At 34.8% G+C, this 18,404-nt stretch carries 17 protein-coding genes and 2 pseudogenes; 10 read left to right on the top strand and 9 right to left on the bottom strand.

Annotated features, from left to right (window positions below; all coding sequences use genetic code 11):
* The first annotated feature begins 91 nt into the window (after positions 1 to 91).
* Positions 92 to 2,089 carry an NAD-dependent DNA ligase LigA gene (gene ligA, locus ACQH1X_RS07400; protein WP_425386136.1) on the top strand — a complete coding sequence of 666 codons (1,998 nt, stop codon included), beginning with the start codon at positions 92 to 94 and terminating at the stop codon, positions 2,087 to 2,089.
* A 20-nt stretch (positions 2,090 to 2,109) separates the two neighbouring features.
* Here ligA and ACQH1X_RS07405 read toward each other — a convergent pair whose 3' ends face one another.
* Positions 2,110 to 2,283: a hypothetical protein gene (locus ACQH1X_RS07405; protein ID WP_265034569.1), complete on the bottom strand. Its 174-nt coding sequence runs from the start codon at positions 2,281 to 2,283 to the stop codon at positions 2,110 to 2,112.
* A 196-nt stretch (positions 2,284 to 2,479) separates the two neighbouring features.
* Between ACQH1X_RS07405 and alaS the strand changes: the two genes are divergently transcribed.
* The 7 genes and pseudogenes from alaS (at position 2,480) to ACQH1X_RS07440 (ending at position 8,317) form a co-directional block, all read left to right on the top strand.
* Positions 2,480 to 5,134: an alanine--tRNA ligase gene (gene alaS, locus ACQH1X_RS07410; protein WP_425386137.1), complete on the top strand. Its 2,655-nt coding sequence runs from the start codon at positions 2,480 to 2,482 to the stop codon at positions 5,132 to 5,134.
* A 129-nt stretch (positions 5,135 to 5,263) separates the two neighbouring features.
* On the top strand, positions 5,264 to 5,536 hold the full coding sequence (locus tag ACQH1X_RS07415; protein WP_425386138.1) for an IS630 transposase-related protein: 273 nt from the start codon (positions 5,264 to 5,266) through the stop codon (positions 5,534 to 5,536).
* Positions 5,537 to 5,871: 335 nt separating this feature from the next.
* Positions 5,872 to 5,988 (top strand): transposase, encoded by a 117-nt coding sequence (locus ACQH1X_RS07420; protein ID WP_425386139.1) that lies wholly within the window; start codon positions 5,872 to 5,874, stop codon positions 5,986 to 5,988.
* A 32-nt stretch (positions 5,989 to 6,020) separates the two neighbouring features.
* Positions 6,021 to 6,182 carry a transposase DNA-binding-containing protein gene (locus ACQH1X_RS07425; RefSeq protein WP_425386134.1) on the top strand — a complete coding sequence of 54 codons (162 nt, stop codon included), beginning with the start codon at positions 6,021 to 6,023 and terminating at the stop codon, positions 6,180 to 6,182.
* 304 nt (positions 6,183 to 6,486) lie between these two features.
* Positions 6,487 to 7,238, top strand: a pseudogene (locus tag ACQH1X_RS07430) (IS5 family transposase).
* Positions 7,239 to 7,447: 209 nt separating this feature from the next.
* Positions 7,448 to 7,783, top strand: a complete 336-nt coding sequence (locus ACQH1X_RS07435) for a hypothetical protein (protein WP_425385942.1) — start codon at positions 7,448 to 7,450, stop codon at positions 7,781 to 7,783.
* A 75-nt stretch (positions 7,784 to 7,858) separates the two neighbouring features.
* Positions 7,859 to 8,317 (top strand): IS4 family transposase, encoded by a 459-nt coding sequence (locus ACQH1X_RS07440; RefSeq protein WP_265026145.1) that lies wholly within the window; start codon positions 7,859 to 7,861, stop codon positions 8,315 to 8,317.
* Positions 8,318 to 8,325: 8 nt separating this feature from the next.
* Here the strand turns inward: ACQH1X_RS07440 and ACQH1X_RS07445 are convergent.
* From ACQH1X_RS07445 to ACQH1X_RS07465, 5 genes and pseudogenes are all read right to left on the bottom strand, one after another.
* Positions 8,326 to 9,153, bottom strand: a pseudogene (locus ACQH1X_RS07445) (IS630 family transposase); the annotation flags it as partial.
* Between the two features lie 271 nt (positions 9,154 to 9,424).
* Positions 9,425 to 10,381 carry an IS5 family transposase gene (locus tag ACQH1X_RS07450; RefSeq protein ID WP_425385760.1) on the bottom strand — a complete coding sequence of 319 codons (957 nt, stop codon included), beginning with the start codon at positions 10,379 to 10,381 and terminating at the stop codon, positions 9,425 to 9,427.
* Between the two features lie 186 nt (positions 10,382 to 10,567).
* A complete protein-coding gene (gene lgt / locus ACQH1X_RS07455; RefSeq protein WP_425386140.1) occupies positions 10,568 to 11,359 on the bottom strand; it encodes a prolipoprotein diacylglyceryl transferase in 792 nt (263 codons plus the stop codon).
* Positions 11,360 to 11,365: 6 nt separating this feature from the next.
* A complete protein-coding gene (smpB, locus tag ACQH1X_RS07460) occupies positions 11,366 to 11,815 on the bottom strand; it encodes an SsrA-binding protein SmpB (RefSeq protein WP_425386141.1) in 450 nt (149 codons plus the stop codon).
* Positions 11,816 to 11,935: 120 nt separating this feature from the next.
* Positions 11,936 to 13,825: an ankyrin repeat domain-containing protein gene (locus ACQH1X_RS07465; protein WP_425386142.1), complete on the bottom strand. Its 1,890-nt coding sequence runs from the start codon at positions 13,823 to 13,825 to the stop codon at positions 11,936 to 11,938.
* A gap of 116 nt (positions 13,826 to 13,941) precedes the next feature.
* Between ACQH1X_RS07465 and ACQH1X_RS07470 the strand changes: the two genes are divergently transcribed.
* Positions 13,942 to 14,472 (top strand): Na+/H+ antiporter subunit E, encoded by a 531-nt coding sequence (locus ACQH1X_RS07470; protein WP_425386143.1) that lies wholly within the window; start codon positions 13,942 to 13,944, stop codon positions 14,470 to 14,472.
* On the opposite strand, the gene ACQH1X_RS07475 is transcribed toward ACQH1X_RS07470, so the two are convergent.
* A complete protein-coding gene (locus ACQH1X_RS07475; RefSeq protein WP_006279382.1) occupies positions 14,465 to 14,881 on the bottom strand; it encodes a hypothetical protein in 417 nt (138 codons plus the stop codon). The genes ACQH1X_RS07470 and ACQH1X_RS07475 overlap by 8 nt on opposite strands.
* A gap of 304 nt (positions 14,882 to 15,185) precedes the next feature.
* Between ACQH1X_RS07475 and purN the strand changes: the two genes are divergently transcribed.
* Positions 15,186 to 15,752 (top strand): phosphoribosylglycinamide formyltransferase, encoded by a 567-nt coding sequence (gene purN / locus ACQH1X_RS07480; protein ID WP_425386144.1) that lies wholly within the window; start codon positions 15,186 to 15,188, stop codon positions 15,750 to 15,752.
* On the opposite strand, the gene ACQH1X_RS07485 is transcribed toward purN, so the two are convergent.
* A complete protein-coding gene (locus tag ACQH1X_RS07485) occupies positions 15,746 to 17,065 on the bottom strand; it encodes a M16 family metallopeptidase (RefSeq protein ID WP_425386145.1) in 1,320 nt (439 codons plus the stop codon). The genes purN and ACQH1X_RS07485 overlap by 7 nt on opposite strands.
* Complete coding sequence (locus ACQH1X_RS07490) at positions 17,052 to 18,392, bottom strand: M16 family metallopeptidase (protein ID WP_425386146.1); 1,341 nt, start codon at positions 18,390 to 18,392, stop codon at positions 17,052 to 17,054. The genes ACQH1X_RS07485 and ACQH1X_RS07490 overlap by 14 nt, the downstream gene beginning before the upstream one ends.
* Between the last annotated feature and the right edge of the window lie 12 nt (positions 18,393 to 18,404).

The following is an 18,404-nucleotide window of genomic DNA, read 5'->3' on the forward strand; positions in this document are numbered from 1 at the left end:
TTAAGACCATGTGTTGAATTAAGAAATTTCACAACTTGACGATAAAGCTAGTGTGACCCTATTATATTAATATGTAAATTTCAATTTACACATGACTAACTTAGAAAAGATAAGAGAAAAACTACAAGATCAAATAAATTATCATAATGTTTTGTATCACCAAAAAAATAAGCCAGAAATAAGTGATGCTGAATATGATGAACTGAAGAAAAAGTTAGCTGAAATAGAGGCACAATTTCCAGAAATTTATGCAACACAAGATAGTGTTGGTGCTCCACCTGATGAGAGGTTTTCTAAGGTGGAACATCAAGAACCTATGCTTTCTCTTGAGAATGCTTATGATGAACAAGGTGTAGAGAAATTTTTGTCTAAAATAAAGAGATTTTTAATTGAAGACAAAATAGAGATATTATGTGAGCCCAAAATTGATGGGTTGTCGTTTTCTGCAATTTATGAGGATGGAAGATTTGTTAAAGCTGCAACTCGAGGTGACGGTTTTGTAGGGGAAGATGTCACTCACAATGTTGCAACAATAAAAGGCTTTCCTAAGTTTTTGCAAGGTGTGCAAGGTAGACTGGAAGTAAGAGGTGAAATATACATCAGTAACAGCGACTTTTTAAAGTTAAATGAAAACGATGAATTTGCCAATCCTCGAAATGCAGCTGCTGGTTCTCTAAAGCAATTGGATGCAAACATTACAGCAAGTAGACCACTTAGATATTTTGCTTATTCTTTGATTAGTGGAGCAGAGAAAAGTCAAAGTGAAATACTAAATAAGCTTGAGGCACTTGGTTTTTGCGTAAATGAGCATCAGTCCTTAACGAGTAGTTTGGATGGAATGCTGAAGTTCTATAACGAGGTCTATAATTGTCGCTATAACTTGGATTATGATATTGATGGAATAGTCTACAAAGTAAATGATTTGATACTACAAAATCGTCTAGGGAATACTCACAAAGCACCGCGCTCAGCACTTGCATACAAGTTTTCTGCGGTTTATGCAAAAACAAAGTTAAATAAGATATTTATACAGGTGGGCAGAACAGGGGTTTTAACTCCAGTTGCAGATTTAGTGCCAGTCAATATTGGTGGGGTGCTAGTTAGTAGAGCAAGCCTGCATAACCAAGATGAGATAAAACGTAAAGACATAAGAGAGGGAGATATTGTAACAATCAAAAGAGCAGGGGATGTAATTCCCCAGATCATTGAAGTGAACAGAGATTCTCGTCTTCCAAATGCACCTGAATTTGTGTTTCCTGAAGTATGCCCTGAATGTGGTAGTAAAGTACGTCAGGTTGAGGGAGAGGCGGCAGTAAGATGTCCTGAGGAATTTGCCTGTAAAGCTCAAATAATAGAAAAACTAAAGCATTTTGTATCGAAAGATGCATTTGACATTGTTGGCCTTGGTGATAAGCAGATAGAGTTTTTTTACGACCTTGGTCTGATAAAACAAATCCATGATATTTTTACTTTAGAAGAAAGATTGGATGAATTTAATCTGGAAGAACAGCCTGGTTGGGGCAAGAAATCAATAGCTCATTTATTAAATGCTATACAAAGCAGAGGGGTAATAACTCTAGATAGGTTTATATTTTCTTTAGGTATTAGATTTATTGGTCAAGTTGCAGCAGAATTGCTTGCAGATTATTATGTTTCTTATAATAACTGGTATAATTCGATGATTGAACTGTCATCAGATAATACTGAGCTAGTAGGTATAGACAGCATAGGAAAAAAAGTGGCTGAATCTTTGGAATCATTTTTTTCTAAGGAACATAACATCAAAATGTTAAATGATCTTACTGCTTGTCTTCAAATTCTTCCTGTGAGCTCCAACTCTAGTGACTCTGTTTTAAATAATAAAATTATAGTGTTTACTGGTAAGCTACTTGCTATGAGTAGAGGAGAGGCAAAAGTAAGAGCTAAAACTCTGGGAGCAAAGGTCAGCTCACATCTTTCTGCTAAAACTGACTACCTAATTGCAGGAGAAAAACCAGGATCCAAATATAAAAAGGCAGTGGAATTAGGTGTAGAAATTTTAGATGAAGACCAGTGGCATAAAGTGGTAAGTTTGGGAGTGTTCAAATGACACTTGGATTGTATATTAAATCAAAGTTGCAAGACTATAATGAGCAAGCTGTTAATTGGATTGATTGGATTACCACAAAAAAACTCCTTTCTTTCTCTCCATTTTTTCTGGGTAAGGTCACTATCCATCTCCTGCTTATTTGTTGTTTCTTTCTTTCGCATGCTATTCTTGGTGTTCTGGAATTCTTTTGGCATTTCATACTCCTTAAATTAATTAATAAAATATTACTACATATATGATGAATAAATTATTTTAGTCTATAATCTTTATTAATATTTTTATATAAAAGTTATATATTTTATACTAAATAGTATATATCAATATTTAGATTGATGAATTGATTTTATTTCCATTGCAGCTTATTATTCATGAATAATCTCAATAAAAACGATGAAGCTAAACGAAATCAGAGAAAGATTTATAAAATTTTTTGTAAGTAACAATCACGAGCAGGTTCCTTCTTCTCCTTTGATTCCAGAACATGACCCAACGCTCATGTTCACAAATGCTGGTATGGTGCAGTTTAAAAATATTTTTACTGGTGCTCAAAAAACTGAAATGAAACGTGCTGTCTCAAGTCAAAAGTGCCTAAGAGCAGGCGGTAAACACAACGATCTTGAAAATGTTGGCTATACAACTCGGCATCACACATTTTTTGAAATGCTCGGAAATTTTAGCTTCGGTGATTACTTTAAGGAAACTGCGATAGAATTCGCGTGGAAATTTATCACTAAGGAGTTGTCTCTTGATAAAAACAGACTATCCATAACCGTCTATCATACTGATGATGAGGCATACGAGATTTGGCGTAAGGTAAGTGGCTTTTCAAGTGATAAAATCATAAGAATTGCAACGGATGACAACTTTTGGAGTATGGGAAGCACTGGTCCATGCGGTCCATGTTCTGAAATTTTTTATGACCATGGGAGTCCTAATTTACAAGAGGGCGATAGAATTGTTGAAATCTGGAATCTGGTATTCATGGAGTTTAATAAAGATGAAGAAGGTAATTTACACAAATTGCCAAAAAAATGCATCGATACTGGAATGGGCCTTGAAAGAATAGCGGCTGTAATGCAAAATGTCCATGATAACTATGATATTGATCTATTTTCTGCTTTGATAAGTAAATCACAAGAGTACTGTGGAAGAACGGAAAATAAAATAGCGCATAAGATCGTAGCAGATCATCTTCGCGCAGCTGCATTTCTCATCGCAGAAGGAGTGCTCCCCGGAAATGAAGGCAGGAATTACGTATTACGCAGATTAATTAGGAGAGCCGCGCGTTATATCCACCTGCTTGGATATAATGATTCCCTACTCCATCGCGTTTTTCCGGTGCTGATAGATAGCACGAGTTCGGCTTATATGGGAGCTGAATTAGTCAGAGCTAAAAGCTTAATAGAAACGACGTTAAAATCAGAGGAAGAAAACTTTAAAAACACTTTGATGAAAGGCATTAATCTATTGGAAAAATTCACTGCAGATTTAAAACCAGGTGACACTCTGCCTGGAGAATTAGCGTTTAAGCTATATGATACTTATGGATTTCCTTTGGATATTACACTTGATATTTTAAAAGAGAGAAAAATAAATTTTGACCAGAAAGGTTTTGATGATGCAATGGAAGAGCAAAAAGAGAAAGCACGTGCTAAATGGACTGGATCTGGTGAAAAATCTGTTGAGCAAGTATGGTTTGATTTGATCGATAAATTTGGCAAAACAAAATTTGTTGGTTATGAGTTCAATGAAGTAAGTGATGCGAAAATACTAGCTATAGTTTCCCCTAGAAATGAAGTAATTGATTCTGCAAAGGAGGGAGAAAAGATAACCATTATACTTGATAAAACACCTTTTTATGGCGAATCAGGTGGACAGGTGGGGGATACTGGAAGTTTCATTGTCCCTTCTGTCATCCAAGTAGCGGACACTGGGATCCAGAAAGAAGAAAACACGTGGTCACGCGCTGGAATGACGACAGATCGCATTGCTGGAAGTATGGTTATAGTGGAAAATACCAATAAGGTTAATGACCTATATTTGCACAGATGCATAGTTAAATTCGGTTCAATTTGTAAAGGTGACACAGTTACAGCAAGCATAGATAAGGAAAGAAGGCAAACCTTAAGAAGAAATCATTCAGCTACACATCTTCTGCACTTTACACTCAGAAAAATTCTAGGTGATTATGTCACGCAAAGAGGTTCTTTAGTTGCACCGGATAAGTTACGATTTGACTTTAGTCATAACACTCAAGTTACTCAGGATCAGCTATTCTTAGTAGAAGATATGGTAAACTCTCTAATCAGAGAAAACCTTTCTACATCTACAAAAATTCAGAGCATGAATCAGGCAATAGACGAAGGAGCTATGGCGTTATTCGGTGAAAAATATGGCAACCAAGTAAGAGTAGTGAAGATTGGGGATTCAAGGGAACTGTGTGGTGGCACACACGTTGAACATACTGGAGAAATTGGTTTGTTTAAGATAGTAACAGAGAGTTCTGTTGCTTTTGGAGTGAGGAGAATTGAAGCTTTAACTGGTCAGGAAGCAATCAATTATGTACGTGATAATGAAATTAACTTAAAAAAAGTTGCAGAATTCGTAAAAGCGCCAGTGAGTGAAATAACAAGCAGATTAAGTATTTTAAGTCAAGAACACAAAAAATCCGAAACCAAAATAAAAAACCTATATAAAAAGCTTGTGAGTGCAGAGAATATAAAAAGCACTGAAATAAATGGAATAAATTTTATAAGCCACACTTTCACTGATATTCCAGCAAATGTAATAAGAGAGTTTGTTTTGCAGCAACAAAAACCAAGAACGGTAATAGCTTTCACGGCAACAGAAAAAGATAAAACAGTTTTGATTATTAAAGTAAGTAAAGACTTAATCAATAAGATTAGCGCAAAAGAACTAATATCAATAGCAGTTGAAAAGAATTGTAGTGGGAATGCTGAACTTGCACAAACAGGCTGTGATAGCAATAAAATAGATGATGCCATTACAGCCATTTATAGCAAAATAACAGCTTCTAAGGACTAATACACTCTACGTCATACCGCCACGAACCGTCATACCGCGATTCATTCGCGGTATAGATTCCGCTAACTATAGTACTTTCAAAAGCGAATGATAAAGGTATAATATACTTTTTAGTGTATAGGAAAAGTGATGGTATATAGTGTAGATTTAAGGAAAAAAGCAGTGTCTTTGGTAGAAAAAGGAAAGTCAAAGACTGAGGTTGCAGAGCTTTTTGAGATAGGAATAGCAACACTATATAGATGGCTGAAAAAGAAGTCTGCTGGTCAAGATCTCAGAGCGACAAAAAGTGTTGGTTTTATTCGGAAAATAGACCCAAAAATACTTGCAGACTATGTTAAAAAACACCCAGCTAGCAGAAATGAAACAAAACCTTGGCTTTGGAATAAGTGCAATTTGGTATAGATTAAGACAGCTAAAAATAACCTTTAAAAAAAGTCACATTCTATCAAGAGCGCAATCAAAAAGATAGGCAGCAATTTATCGATAAAGTCTCAAAAATAGACCACTGTAGCATTTTATATATAGATGAAGCAGGATAGACTATACCGAGAATATGCACGAGCTCCAAGAGGAGAAAAAATATATGCTGATGTTCCAGGAAAAAAGCGGGAAAGAGTGAGTATAATAGGTGGATGAGAAGTTCATTGCACCAATGACCTTCACAGGAGGGTGTAATAAAGATGTATTTAATGTATGGTTAGAGCGAACCACAATTACAGCGTGATACAACCATAGTTATGGATAATGCTACATTTCATAAAACTCCCAAAACAAAGTCATTAATAGAGTCTTTTGGCTGTCATTTGCTTTATCTTCCAACATATTCACCTGCTTACTTTTACCCACAAATATAAAAAGTGAGTAAGCTAAATAATTTAGGATCAAAATGATAGAAACAAGTACAAGCGTGCAATATACAGATGGCTTAGGGGATAAATGGCTAAAAAGAGAGTTAAAACACATTAATTTGGGAGATATAAGGCTTAATAAAAGACTTATAAAAACAAGTTATTGCATAGAGGGTAAGGCATCTGAATCAAAGCTGTAGTGGGTGGTAAGGGTGCATATAAGCAATGAAAAGCTTGAAGATAAGGAAATTTATTCTTCCCATTATAAAGAAACTAAGGAAAGAATAAAAGGAAACCAGTTGGTATTTTCAGTTCAAGATACAAGTTATTTGGATTTTGACTCTCATATAAAGACCAAGAGACTAGGCAGTATTTCTAAAGCTTATACAAAGCATAAAATGGGTTTACTGTTGCATAGTGCCTAGGCTCTGTGGACAAAAAATATGAAAAGAGAGAAAAAGATGGTAGTTTAGCTTAATAGGTAAAAAATGGAGAAACTACCATATGCAATATTACATCAAAGAGGAAAATTGGAAACAAATTTTAGAGTTCATAAAAAGCGTAAAAGGAATGCATAGCAAAGATGAAAAACGTTTAAGAATATTCATAGAGGCAGTGTGGTACATAGTCCGAAGTGGTTGCCAATGGAGACTTTTACCAAAAACTTATGGTAATTACAGGAGTATACATAAGCGATTTAAAAGATGGTGTGGAAGAGATGTCTGGGAAAAATTGCTTGAATATACTAAACAAGAGCCTGATTTAGAAGTTGCTATAATCGACGGTACGATCATCCGAGCCCATCCATGTTCATCTGGATATACAAAAAACTCCAAGGATCAAGAAGCTTTAGGGAGGAGCAAAGGTGGCTTTACAACTAAAATACATGCGCTTGTCGATGCACTTGGAAATCCACTTAAATTTACTCTGACCCCTGGTCAAAGAAATGAGATTACACAAGCAGCAACATTAACTGAAAGTGTCTATAATACCACTGTAGTGGCTGATAAAGGCTATGACAGCAATGCTTTTGTTACGAGTCTTGAAAGCAAGGGATGTACAGCAGTTATTCCTCCGAAGCGTAATCGAAAAGTGCAGAGGGGTTACGATAAACACATTTATAAAGAGCGTCATTTAATTGAGTGTTTTTCGGTAAAATTAAGAACTTTAGGCGTATTTTTTCCAGATTCGATAAAACGGCTGAGGTTTTTATGGGTTTTCTAAATTTTGTCGGGGCTCTTGTATGGCTTCTCTAAAATTTTGTCCACAGAGCCTAGGCAGTATTTCTAAAGCTTATACAAAGCATAAAATGGGTTTACTGTTGCATAGTGCCTAGCAAAGACGGATTACCTTTAGGTCTATCTTCCCAACAATGTTGGGCGCGTTCTATTAGGGAAGAAGAAACGGTACAAGAAAAAGCAAACAGAAAATACCGTACCTCCATAGAAGAAAAAGAAAGTTATAAGTGGATAACAGCTCTCAAAGAAACTATAAACAACCTTCCTCCAAATGTACAACTTTTGGTGATAGGGAAGCAGACATCTTCAAATTTTTATGGGTGGCTGAGACGTTAGGTAGTTTTTATGTAATCCGCAATCGAGCTAATAGAAGATTTATCTGTACTGAAGTCGGAAAAACAGATTTGCAAACACGCATCACTCAACTGCCAGTAAAAAAGAAAATTTCTCTAGAAGTTACTAAAGGTGAAAACCAGAGATCAAGGAAAGCTAATATTGAAGTTAAGTATATGAAAGCCTATCAGATCTTCTTCCATTTATGGGTCAAAAGATACAATACATAAAATAAGTCCCTGTATATGTGGTAAGTGCAAAAGCTCCTGATGGATTGGAAGCTGTCGACTGGACTCTACTAACTAATGTACCATACTTTAGATGCCATAGAAAAGATAAATTGGTATAAGCTAAGATGGAAAATTGAAGAGTATTTTAGGATTTTAAAATCAGGATGTAAGATAGAAAGCTCTCGCTTAGCTACAAAAGAAAGATTACAGAAGTTAATTGCTATAAAAAGTATAATCGCGTTTAAAATTTTATATTTGACAAAAGTGGCTTTATCAAATCCCATGGAAACTTGTACTAAAATTTTAAGCAACGAAGAGTGGAAGGTCCTTTACATGCGTGAGTATCGGGTAGCAACATTACCCGAAGAACCTCCAAACATAAAACAAGCTATTATTTGGTTAGGAAAATTGGGTGGATTTATGAATAGAAAAAGTGATAATTTACCAGGGTCTATGACTCTATGGCGGGGCTATGAAAACCTTAAGGAGAGCATTGTTATGCTTCACATCATAACCTCTCAAAATTGTGGGTAAAAGTAAGCAGGTGAGTATGGTGGTAGGTATATAATGTCGATATTTTTAGGTACTTTTAAATTTTTTGACTTATGCCAACTAGCACAATCCATGATAAGAAATGCCTCCCTTGTTCCTAAATATTGTGACATCTGCTCAAGGAATATATTCATACAATCAGTATTGACGTTTGAGCTAGAACTCTCTCCATTTCTGGGATTAACTGCACTATAGAGATAAAAATTTTCCTACCTAGTTTTACCTTAACCTGTGTCCTAATGCCTTTTTTAAACCACCCGTGTCCAATCTTTGAATGTGTGCCAAACCGCGATTCATCGAAGAAAAATAGCTCTTTTTCAGGATACATGACAATAGTTTCATTAAGATTTTTTTTTAAATCCCTCTTGTTTACTTTTATCTTGTCCGTTATGCACTGGTCTTGGTGTGATACATGAGAATTTCATTCTTTGCATATTACGGTGTACTGTAGATTTGCTGATATTCAAACCAAACTTTTCTTGAATTCTTATTTTCATTTCTTTTATAGTAATATTGGGGTTTTCCTCTATCCACACCTCAACTTGTTCACGTTGACTTTGATTCAATATAGTTTTTCTACGGCGTTGAGGCGGAGCAAATAATTTTTCTTCTCTGCCAAATTTTAGGTGCTTTATCCATGCAGTAAGTGCCTTTCTTGAAATGCAGCATATCTTTGCTACGGCTGTTATACTGTGCTTTTTTGCTGCAATTACAGCATTTAGTTTTTTTGCAACATATGCGTTATTTCTTACTTTCTTCAGCATTTCTTTTGCTGATTCCACCACTTTTTCATCCAATAATTTTGATCTTAATGCCATTTAAACCTCGCTATTTTACTTACTTCAGTATGGCTTTTTTTCTATTATTGTCTATCCGTTACTTGTGTAGCGGGAATTGGTATTAGATCCCGCTAACAAGCAGCGGGATGACGAGGTTATCGTCATGCCACCGCGAACCGTCATACCGCGATTCATTCCATAACTGTACGAACATTGTGATTTTGGCCCATCAGGAGGGTGTCATCCCAGTGCGTGACACTGGGATGGCTTTGTTGCATAGCACCTTAAGCAGTGATGGTTTACGACAAATTTATGTAATGATTTCAAATTTAGCCATACCAATATCAGTGAATTTGTTGAGCAAATAGCACTTAATTAGTAATTCTTTTTCACGATTTACTTCAGATTTATTCCTAAAGCTAAATCCAAATACTTGCTTCAACCTTGAGAAAAATCCTTCTATGTAAGATCTCTTTCCATAAATCGCTTCCTTTTTCCACTCTTTTACACCATCTTGTCCATATAATTTTATTAACCTAATAGCAGCATTTCTGTCAGACATATAATCTATTTTTGAATGTTCTGCTGCATCCTTTTTTGGTAGAACTTTTGTCTTTATATCGTATTTCTTACACAATTTATAAAGTTTGTGCCTATCGTATGCCCTATCTGCATATAATGCTTTTATTTTGTGCTGAAAATTAACTTCTTCAAGCAAATCGCAAGCTCCATAGTGGTCAGAGTAGACGCCATTACTGTATCTTGCAGCTATAGCTTTTTTACTATTCACACTTAACATAACATGTAACTTTCTTACTTGCTCGTAGCTTCGGTACTTTCTATCTGCACTGTTTTCCTTACTGTGGCCAGGAGTGTTACTGTAAATGCTGATACTTGTGCTATCTATGATAATTTCAATATTTTCCATGTTGCTTTTATCAACCCTGCAATCATTTATCTTAATATTAAGTTTTTTAAACCTTCTTGATGCTTGTGAATAGCTGATAACTGCCAAATTTTTTCCTATTTGTTGCAGATATCCTTTTATAAACCCCACCGTTTGTCTTAAACCAATTCTAAAAAGATTGACAATTATATGCACCAAAATTACGACTTTATCACTGTAAATATAGTTGCCGCCCTGCATTTTTGGACTATTTTCATACCAATTTTCGATAGCTTCATCGATGTAATGAAAAATATTTCCCCTTTTTTCAAGGAATTTGTTATATTCGTTTTGGTTACTGACTTTCATTTTCTGTGGCATATTTTTTCTTCAACAGTTAAATGGTTATTTATAATGAATTTTGTCAGTAGCTACCAGATTTTTTCGGTTGCTATGCAACAAAGCCCACCGGATCTCACATTCATTCTACTACAACGCAGAAAATTCGTACAATTGTGCATGATGTAGGGTTTCTGGCTACATTTTTCTATTAAACTCACCTTTCCTCTATGTAACAGATTTCGTATTAAATTTTAAATTTAATGCGCCTAGATATACAAGCATTCCCAGCAAAACCATAGGTATAGAAAGCAACTGCCCCATAGTTAAATCAAGCCACAAATAGCCAATTTGATAGTCTGGTTCGCGAAAAAACTCAACGAAAAAACGTGCTATTCCATACCACATAACTGCAATACCAGTTAACGCACCGTGATACAGTCTTATTCTAGTCAAGAAAAACAGTGAATTTACAACTGCGAAAAGTAGCGGTCCTTCAAAAAATGCCTCATAAAGCTGGCTTGGATGACGCAGCAAATTATCACCACTCTCTGGAAATACCATACCCCATGGCATAGTTGTAACTCTGCCAAATAACTCTCCGTTTATAAAATTGCCTATGCGACCTAAAAATAAACCTATGGGAACTCCGCAAGAAATTAGGTCCAGTGCATAAAATGTAGGGATATTATGTCTTTTACACGAAATTATTACTGCAAGCAAAACTCCTATAGCACCACCATGAAATGACATCCCTCCTTCCCAGGTTTTCAATATCTCGATAGGGTTGCTTATATAAAGAACTGGATCATATATCAATACGTAGCCAAGTCTGCCTCCAAGGATAATACCTACAATAGTGGCTATTAATAACGAATCGTAAAAATTCTTAGTAAATATTTTTTGGTTGTCTAGCTTATGTAAATACCAATATGCAAACACTATACCCAAAACGTAGGCTAAGGAATACCAATATATAGAAACAGGACCGATGCTGAAAATTACTGGATTTAAAGACATATTTTGCTACAAATTATTCTTAGACAATCTACTTTTTTCACGATCCCACTCTCTCTGTTTTATGGTTGCTCTCTTATCGTAGAGTTTTTTTCCTTTTACAATGGCAATTTTAGTTTTTGCAAATCCTTTATCATTAAAATAGATCGAAAGCGGCACAACAGTTATCCCAGCAGTCTTGATTTGACCAATTAGTTTATTTATCTCCTTTTTATGCAAGAGTAATTTACGTTCCCTTTTTGGCTTATGATTTTTTTTGTTCGCAGCTTTATATTCTGCAATATGCATATTGTGCAGCCATATTTCGCTATTCTTTTCGACAACGTAGGCGTCGGAAATATTTACTTTTCTTTCTCTTAGCGATTTAACTTCACTGCTTAATAAGACCATACCTGCTTCAAATTCTTCTAAGATGAAATATTCAAACCTTGCTTTCCTATTTTCTGCAATAACTTCCATATCTAAAGATATCTTTAAGCTTCAATATATTACAGAATTTTTGACTTAATTCATAACAAAACAATTATTCCAATAAATATAAGGTGCCAGGCTAGTCTGATAGCAACAGGATAACAAAAATCAAGTAAGTGCTTTTTTTGCCTTTCCAGGTACAAGTTCCTGCTTTACTCCTTTCATTTCAGTTTTAGGCTTTGACATTATATATTGACCAGCACCAACTATGAGTGCAGATCCTGCAACTAGCCCAATTATTGCTAGCACAGATAGGGCGGTAGTAAGTGCAAGTGTAGCACCAACTATCACCGCAGTTACAAAACACACAATAACACCTTTTACAATTGCATTTTTTCCAACCTGTTTTTCTTCCTTTTTCTCTGGGAGCTGTATTGCATCTTTATTTTCAGTAAGATCCTTTGGCGTTTTTTTATTCTCATTTTTTAACGTTTGTTTTTTTTCCGCTTCCTCTACAAGCTGAATTATACCTTGATCTTTAGTAAGGTCTCTTGGCGTTTTTTCATCAACATCTTTTAATGAAGAGTCTGCTCCAGCTTCTAGCAGAGCTTCCACCACTTTTATCTTGCCATTTTTAGCAGCAAGATGTAAAGGAGTACGTCTATCACCATTGTTTGCATTAACCTCTGCTCCTTTTGCGATTAGAGTTTTTACTACATCTTCGTGGCCCTTTTCAGCAGCAGCATGCAAAGGAGTCCATCTATCAGCATCCTTTACATTAACATCTGCTTTCTCAACTAGAATTTTTACTACCTCTATGTGGTTCTTTTCAGCAGCATGATGTAAAGGAGTACATCTATCATTATCTTCTGCATTAACCTTTGCTCCTTTTGCAATTAGAATTTCTACTACATCTTTGCAGCCCTTTGCAGCAGCAATATGTAAAGGAGTCTTGTCCTCAATATCTTCTGCATTAACATCTGCTTTCTCAACTAGAATTTTTACTACCTTTATGTGGTTCTTTTCAGCAGCATAATGTAAAGAAGTACATCCATTATTACTTTTTGCCTTAACCTCTGCTCCTTTTGCGATTAGAATGCTTACTACATTCGCATAGCCATAGTAAGCAGCAATATGCAAAGGAGTACGTTCATAATTATCTTCTGCATTAACATTTGCTTTGTTTTCAATTAGAATTTTTACTACACCTTCGTAGCCATTTGTAGCAGCAATATGTAAAGGAGCCCATCCATCACTATTTTTTGCATCAACGTTGATTCCTTTTGCTTTTGATAGAGCTTGTACTATCTTTTCGTGGCCATATGTAGCAGCAATATGTAAAGGAGTCCATCCATCACTATTTTTTGCATCAACGTTGATTCCTTCTGCTTTTAATAGAGCTTGTACTATCTTTTCGTGGCCCTTTGCAGCAGCAATATGTAAAGGGGCCCATCCTTTATCATCTTCTGCATTAACATTTGCTTTGTTTGCAATTAGAGTTTTTACTACATCTTCGTGGCCATTTTTAGCAGCATAATGCAAAGGAGTATACTCACTACTACCTTGTACATTAACATCTGCTTTGTTTTCAATTAGAATGTTTACTACATCTTCGTGGCCCTTTGCAGCAGCAATATGTAAAGGAGTCCATCCTTTATTATCTTCTGCATTAACATTTGCTCCTTCTGCGATTAGAATGTCTACTATATCTTTGTGGCCATGGTGAGCAGCAAGATGTAAAGGAGTAATTTTATTATCATATTCTGCATTAACATCTGCCCCGTTTTCAATCAGAGCTTTTGCTACCTTTGCACAGTTCCCATAAGAAGCAAGATGTAACAATGTGACTTTCCCAGAATTTTGATCACGAGATATAGTGAATTCGTGATCTATGTTAGGTCCACTATCGTTGTCAGGTTTACTCTTTTCCCACTCTTGACATAAATCTGAATCTTTTTTTTGTAACTCAGCTTTTATTTTTTCAACTATATTGTCCTTGCTCAAATCTAAAAGGCTATCTATTTCTTTTAATATTCCCATAAATTTGTCATATTTCATAACTTCCTCACTTAAAATGCATAACTTAGTTGTTATATCTTTTAACATAGAAGTCAAGAACCTAAATATTCGTTATTATCTTTCCTTAAAGAGTCATTTAAGTTATATTACAGACTATGAAAAACCTCAACTTTAGGAAGGAAATCAAATTTTTTTCTCTGTCGTTTATAACTTTATTTGTTCTATGGATTATACTGTCTGGTTATTTTGAGCCGTTCTTTATTTTTTGTGGAGTGTTTTCCTCTATATTCACATTGTTTATCTTTAGACGGTTGATAAACGCTGAAAGCGCTCTGAGTCAGATTTTAAATGGTACGAGTAGACTGTCGTTTTATAAGCTCGTGAGTTATATACCATGGTTAATGTACCAAATCATTTTATCAAGTGTTTATGTAACAAAAAAGGTGCTACAACTCAAATCTAAGCTTGAACCGATCATTATCCTAAGAAAATGCAAAGGGCATAATGATGAAAGCATTGCATTATTTGCTAGTTCAGTTACAATCACTCCCGGAACTTTAACTATCAATGTTGAAAGTAAGCAAAAAACGTATTTGTCTACCATGTGTTTGATAGATAAAGATCTTGAAAGTGGCATTTCTGAAATAGAAAGTAAAATCTTAAAAATACTACGTTCAGTTAAGTAATTGCTTTAAATAAGTTAACAGCATCCTTATATTCCCTTACAAGACTTTCAAGCATTTCTTTTGGAAGGCTATTGTTAACAATAGAACATAAATAATTATATAAATCTTCTAACCTTAATATGTTATTTCTCTTCTTGCTGTTAAATTTATACGGAAAAATACCTTCCATAACTTCAATAGTAGTAGCCTTGTTTAAAAATACATTTTCACTTGTCACGCTTATTCTTGCTAAAACAGTGTTAATTTCAGGTTCGTCACTCGTATAAAAATCTGATAGCTGAGTTATTCTAATAACGTACAAAGTTACTATTTTTGACAAGCAATTATCAGCATATTCACAATTTTTTATTACCTCCCACTGAGTAACCTGAGATTTACCTATTTTTGCATTGTTCGGTAATTTACTCATTGAACTTTCTCCATTTAATCCAGTGTAATAAATTATACTAATACTTTGTTAAATAAATAATAACGCGATTACAAAAATATATACTTATAGTGGTATATTATACAAAAATAGCACAATATCTAAGCATTAAAGCTAGTTTTAGCTGGGTACATGGGGCTATTCGTTATTTTGTGTTGTCCAGTGAGGTCCAAAATTAGAGGTCCACTTATATAAAGAGTTTAGTCTGCCTTCTTTGCTATAAAATAAGTTTTCCTTTTGAGCTGTTTTGTTAGTATTAACTAAATTCTAAACTAACTGTGCTATAATGAAAAAGATAAAACTTGGAATACTAATTTCAGGCAGGGGATCAAATATGCAGGCCTTGATAGAAGCATGTCAAGATCAGAATTTTCCCGCAGAAGTTGCATGTGTTATCACAAATAATAGCGAAGCTGCTGGTCTGAAAACAGCAGAGCAAGCAGGAATCCCAGCGTTTATTGTTAAAGATAAACCACTTGATGCTGATAAAATTCACAAAATACTTGTTCAACAGAAGGTTGATTTAATTTGCCTTGCAGGATTTATGAGAATTCTCAAAGCTGATCTTCTGAGTAAATGGCATAACAAGGTTATAAATATTCATCCCTCGTTACTTCCGTCTTTTAAAGGTCTAAACGCTCAAGAGCAAGCTCTAAAAGCAGGTGTAAAAATTACAGGTTGTACTGTACATTATGTCACTCCTGAAGTTGATGCTGGAGCCGTAATTGCTCAAGTTGCTGTGCCAGTGCTACCAAATGATGATGTTCAAAGCCTTTCAGAACGCATTCTAGCTGAGGAGCATAAGTGTTATGTAGAAGCAGTAAGGTCAATAGCAGAAAGTATTAATTATTGACCTTGAGTGTTTCTTCCAACTTCAACAAAAAATAAATTTTCTGATTCCAGTAAAGAACTTGCCAGTTCGTTTACTTTCTCTAATTTAACGTCATTAATGACATTCGCATAATTATTTATACGGTTAACATCACGATCATTTATCTGCATATCATCGAGCAGCATTGCTGTATTTGTGTTATTGGACAGGAAAAGGACAAGATTATTTACCAAGCCAATTTTTGCATCCTTGAACAATTGTTCGTCAATTCCCTCCTTTTTTATTCTGCTAAATGTGTCTTTTACTGCTGATATAGCTTTGCCAGCAGTAGAACTATCAGTACTAAGACTTCCAATTATAAAGTTCCCATGTTTATTGGGAATAATCATTGCATAAACACCATAAGTAATACCCAAGTTTTGCCTCAATTCTGTCATTAATATTGAATTCAGCCTCATGCCACCAAGTGCATCAATTAAGACACTAGCGTTATAATAATTAGGATCTTCATAAGCTATACCTTTTTGAGCAAAAAGTATCACACTCTGTGGTATATCCATAAAAATATTCTTACTTTCTGTAGAACCAAAATCATTTTTCACAGGTATTTTTCTAACTTTCGATCTTTTTGATGGCAATTTAGATAAATATTTATCTAACAACGTAATAATTTCTTCTTTTTTTGCACAACCAGCAACACTGATAACTATGTTATCTTTAGCAAAATTACGCTTTATATATGTTAAAACATCGTCCCTAGTAATGCTCATTATAGTGTCAAGAGTACCGTACACACTTTTTGAGTAAGGGTGTTTTTTAAACAATAACGTATTCAATTCTTCTCCAGCAACAAAAAAAGGATTTTTTTCAAGATTATTAAAATCAACTTTGGCTTTCTCGAAAACTCTATTCAACCCTTCAAAGTCAACTTTAGGACGTATTATAGCGTCGCTTAGTAACGAAATTGCATCCTCTAGATTCTCAGACAAAGTATTTAATGAAACCCTAAATGCTTCTAAACCAGCAATAAAATTTAAACTAATCCCTTTATCTTCAAGCTTTTTCACAAAACCTTTGGCATCATTTTTTCCTGCCCCTTCTTGAATTACAAGAGAAGTAAACCAGGTAAGTCCCTGTTTTTCTGCACTCTCATACACATAACCTGCATCTTTGAACGATATATTTAGTGAAACTTTTGGTAAATCACAGTTTTCAACAAATAAAAACTTAAATCCTTTACGGGTGGTGACCTCCTCTATATTTAGGTTACCACTTGCTTGTAAATTAAAGCCTAGACAGAAAAAAAATAGAAGTACAAATTTACTTATTCTCATTATCATCTCCTTTTGGTAATAAACGGCCAATTAACTTATTAGCAGAAAAGATAGTACGAATTTTGTTATTTACATCCTCTAAATTAACATCATTGATTTTGCTATATGAAATATCTATTTCATCAAGTGGAATACCAAGTGCGAGGCGTGGCACATAAAACATTGCTATATGAGTTAAGTCAGATAGATTATCAAATTGTGCTACTTTGTATCTATATTTCGAGCTTTGCAACTCCTCATCCGTTATTCCTTTAGACATGAAGTTATTAATAGCATTATCTAACTCTCTTTCAACAATATCTAAATTAACTCCGCTTTTTGGAATTATTTCAATATCAATGTAGCCATCACTAAAAGTTAAACTATTGTAATAAGCAGATACTGATACTGCCACATCTTTATCTAAAACCAAATCTTTATACAGTTTGCTGGATTTGCCGCCACCTAAAATGTCAACCGCTAAATGAGCAGCAGAGGCTTCATTTATGTGCTCAAATAAGGGAACACGATAACGAAAATATAAAACTGGTTCTTTTACTTCAGTGCTCTCTAAAATCACCGATAAACCTGCATTATGCACTGGATCCTGATTTGGGTAATGCCTAATTACTGCCTTAGACTTAATGTCACCATATTTTTCTTCTGCTAGCTTCACTACTTCATCAAATTCCACATCACCAACAATCAGTAATATTGCATTGCCGGGGTGATAATAGTTATCATGAAACCTCGTTATGTCATCTTGATTGTAAGTTTTGATATCGCTCTCCCAGCCGATAACAGATCTACCATAGCCAGTACGGTAAAATGCACTATTCATTTCTTCCCATAACAAGTTGTTAGGATGATTATCAAATCTCATCTTTCTTTCTTCCAGTACAATGTTTTTTTCTCTATCTATTTTGTCTTGAGTAACATTAAAGGTGCCCATTCTATCTACTTCAACTTCCATTGCAAGTGGTAAATCTTTTTTGGGAACCAATTCATAATAACAGGTATATTCTTTAGTGGTAAATGCGTTAAATTGAGCCCCAATGCTACTCATAGTGGCCTCTATGTCTTTAAACTTTCCTGTAGTTTCAAACATTAAATGTTCAAAGTAGTGAGCCAATCCTGCTTTGCCGATTGGATCATCCATTCCCCCAACTTTGTATATTACTGCATGTAAAACGGCTGGAATCCGATGATTAGGAACAACATAGACATCTAGTCCGTTACTGAGTTTAGCATGTTTTATGTCGTGCTCTATGCTTAAAGCCTTCAAAGAAATTGGGTAAGTAAAAAAGAGCGCAGGTAGTATAAGAAAACTAAAAAGCTTATGAAGCATTATTTCGACCTA

The sequence above is a fragment of the Wolbachia endosymbiont (group A) of Barypeithes pellucidus genome (assembly GCF_964030885.1).
In the GTDB taxonomy this organism is placed as follows: Bacteria; Pseudomonadota; Alphaproteobacteria; order Rickettsiales; family Anaplasmataceae; genus Wolbachia.

Coding starts and splice junctions, on each gene's coding strand:
- purN (WP_425386144.1), top strand. CDS start 15,186: ATGAAAAAGATAAAACTTGGAATACTAATTTCAGGCAGGGGATCAAAT.
- ACQH1X_RS07420 (WP_425386139.1), top strand. CDS start 5,872: ATGGATAATGCTACATTTCATAAAACTCCCAAAACAAAGTCATTAATA.
- ACQH1X_RS07415 (WP_425386138.1), top strand. CDS start 5,264: ATGGTATATAGTGTAGATTTAAGGAAAAAAGCAGTGTCTTTGGTAGAA.
- ligA (WP_425386136.1), top strand. CDS start 92: ATGACTAACTTAGAAAAGATAAGAGAAAAACTACAAGATCAAATAAAT.
- ACQH1X_RS07465 (WP_425386142.1), bottom strand. CDS start 13,825: ATGAAATATGACAAATTTATGGGAATATTAAAAGAAATAGATAGCCTT.
- ACQH1X_RS07450 (WP_425385760.1), bottom strand. CDS start 10,381: ATGCCACAGAAAATGAAAGTCAGTAACCAAAACGAATATAACAAATTC.
- ACQH1X_RS07425 (WP_425386134.1), top strand. CDS start 6,021: ATGATAGAAACAAGTACAAGCGTGCAATATACAGATGGCTTAGGGGAT.
- ACQH1X_RS07470 (WP_425386143.1), top strand. CDS start 13,942: ATGAAAAACCTCAACTTTAGGAAGGAAATCAAATTTTTTTCTCTGTCG.
- ACQH1X_RS07485 (WP_425386145.1), bottom strand. CDS start 17,065: ATGAGAATAAGTAAATTTGTACTTCTATTTTTTTTCTGTCTAGGCTTT.
- ACQH1X_RS07490 (WP_425386146.1), bottom strand. CDS start 18,392: ATGCTTCATAAGCTTTTTAGTTTTCTTATACTACCTGCGCTCTTTTTT.
- ACQH1X_RS07405 (WP_265034569.1), bottom strand. CDS start 2,283: ATGCCAAAAGAATTCCAGAACACCAAGAATAGCATGCGAAAGAAAGAA.
- ACQH1X_RS07475 (WP_006279382.1), bottom strand. CDS start 14,881: ATGAGTAAATTACCGAACAATGCAAAAATAGGTAAATCTCAGGTTACT.
- ACQH1X_RS07440 (WP_265026145.1), top strand. CDS start 7,859: ATGTACCATACTTTAGATGCCATAGAAAAGATAAATTGGTATAAGCTA.
- smpB (WP_425386141.1), bottom strand. CDS start 11,815: ATGGAAGTTATTGCAGAAAATAGGAAAGCAAGGTTTGAATATTTCATC.
- alaS (WP_425386137.1), top strand. CDS start 2,480: ATGAAGCTAAACGAAATCAGAGAAAGATTTATAAAATTTTTTGTAAGT.
- lgt (WP_425386140.1), bottom strand. CDS start 11,359: ATGTCTTTAAATCCAGTAATTTTCAGCATCGGTCCTGTTTCTATATAT.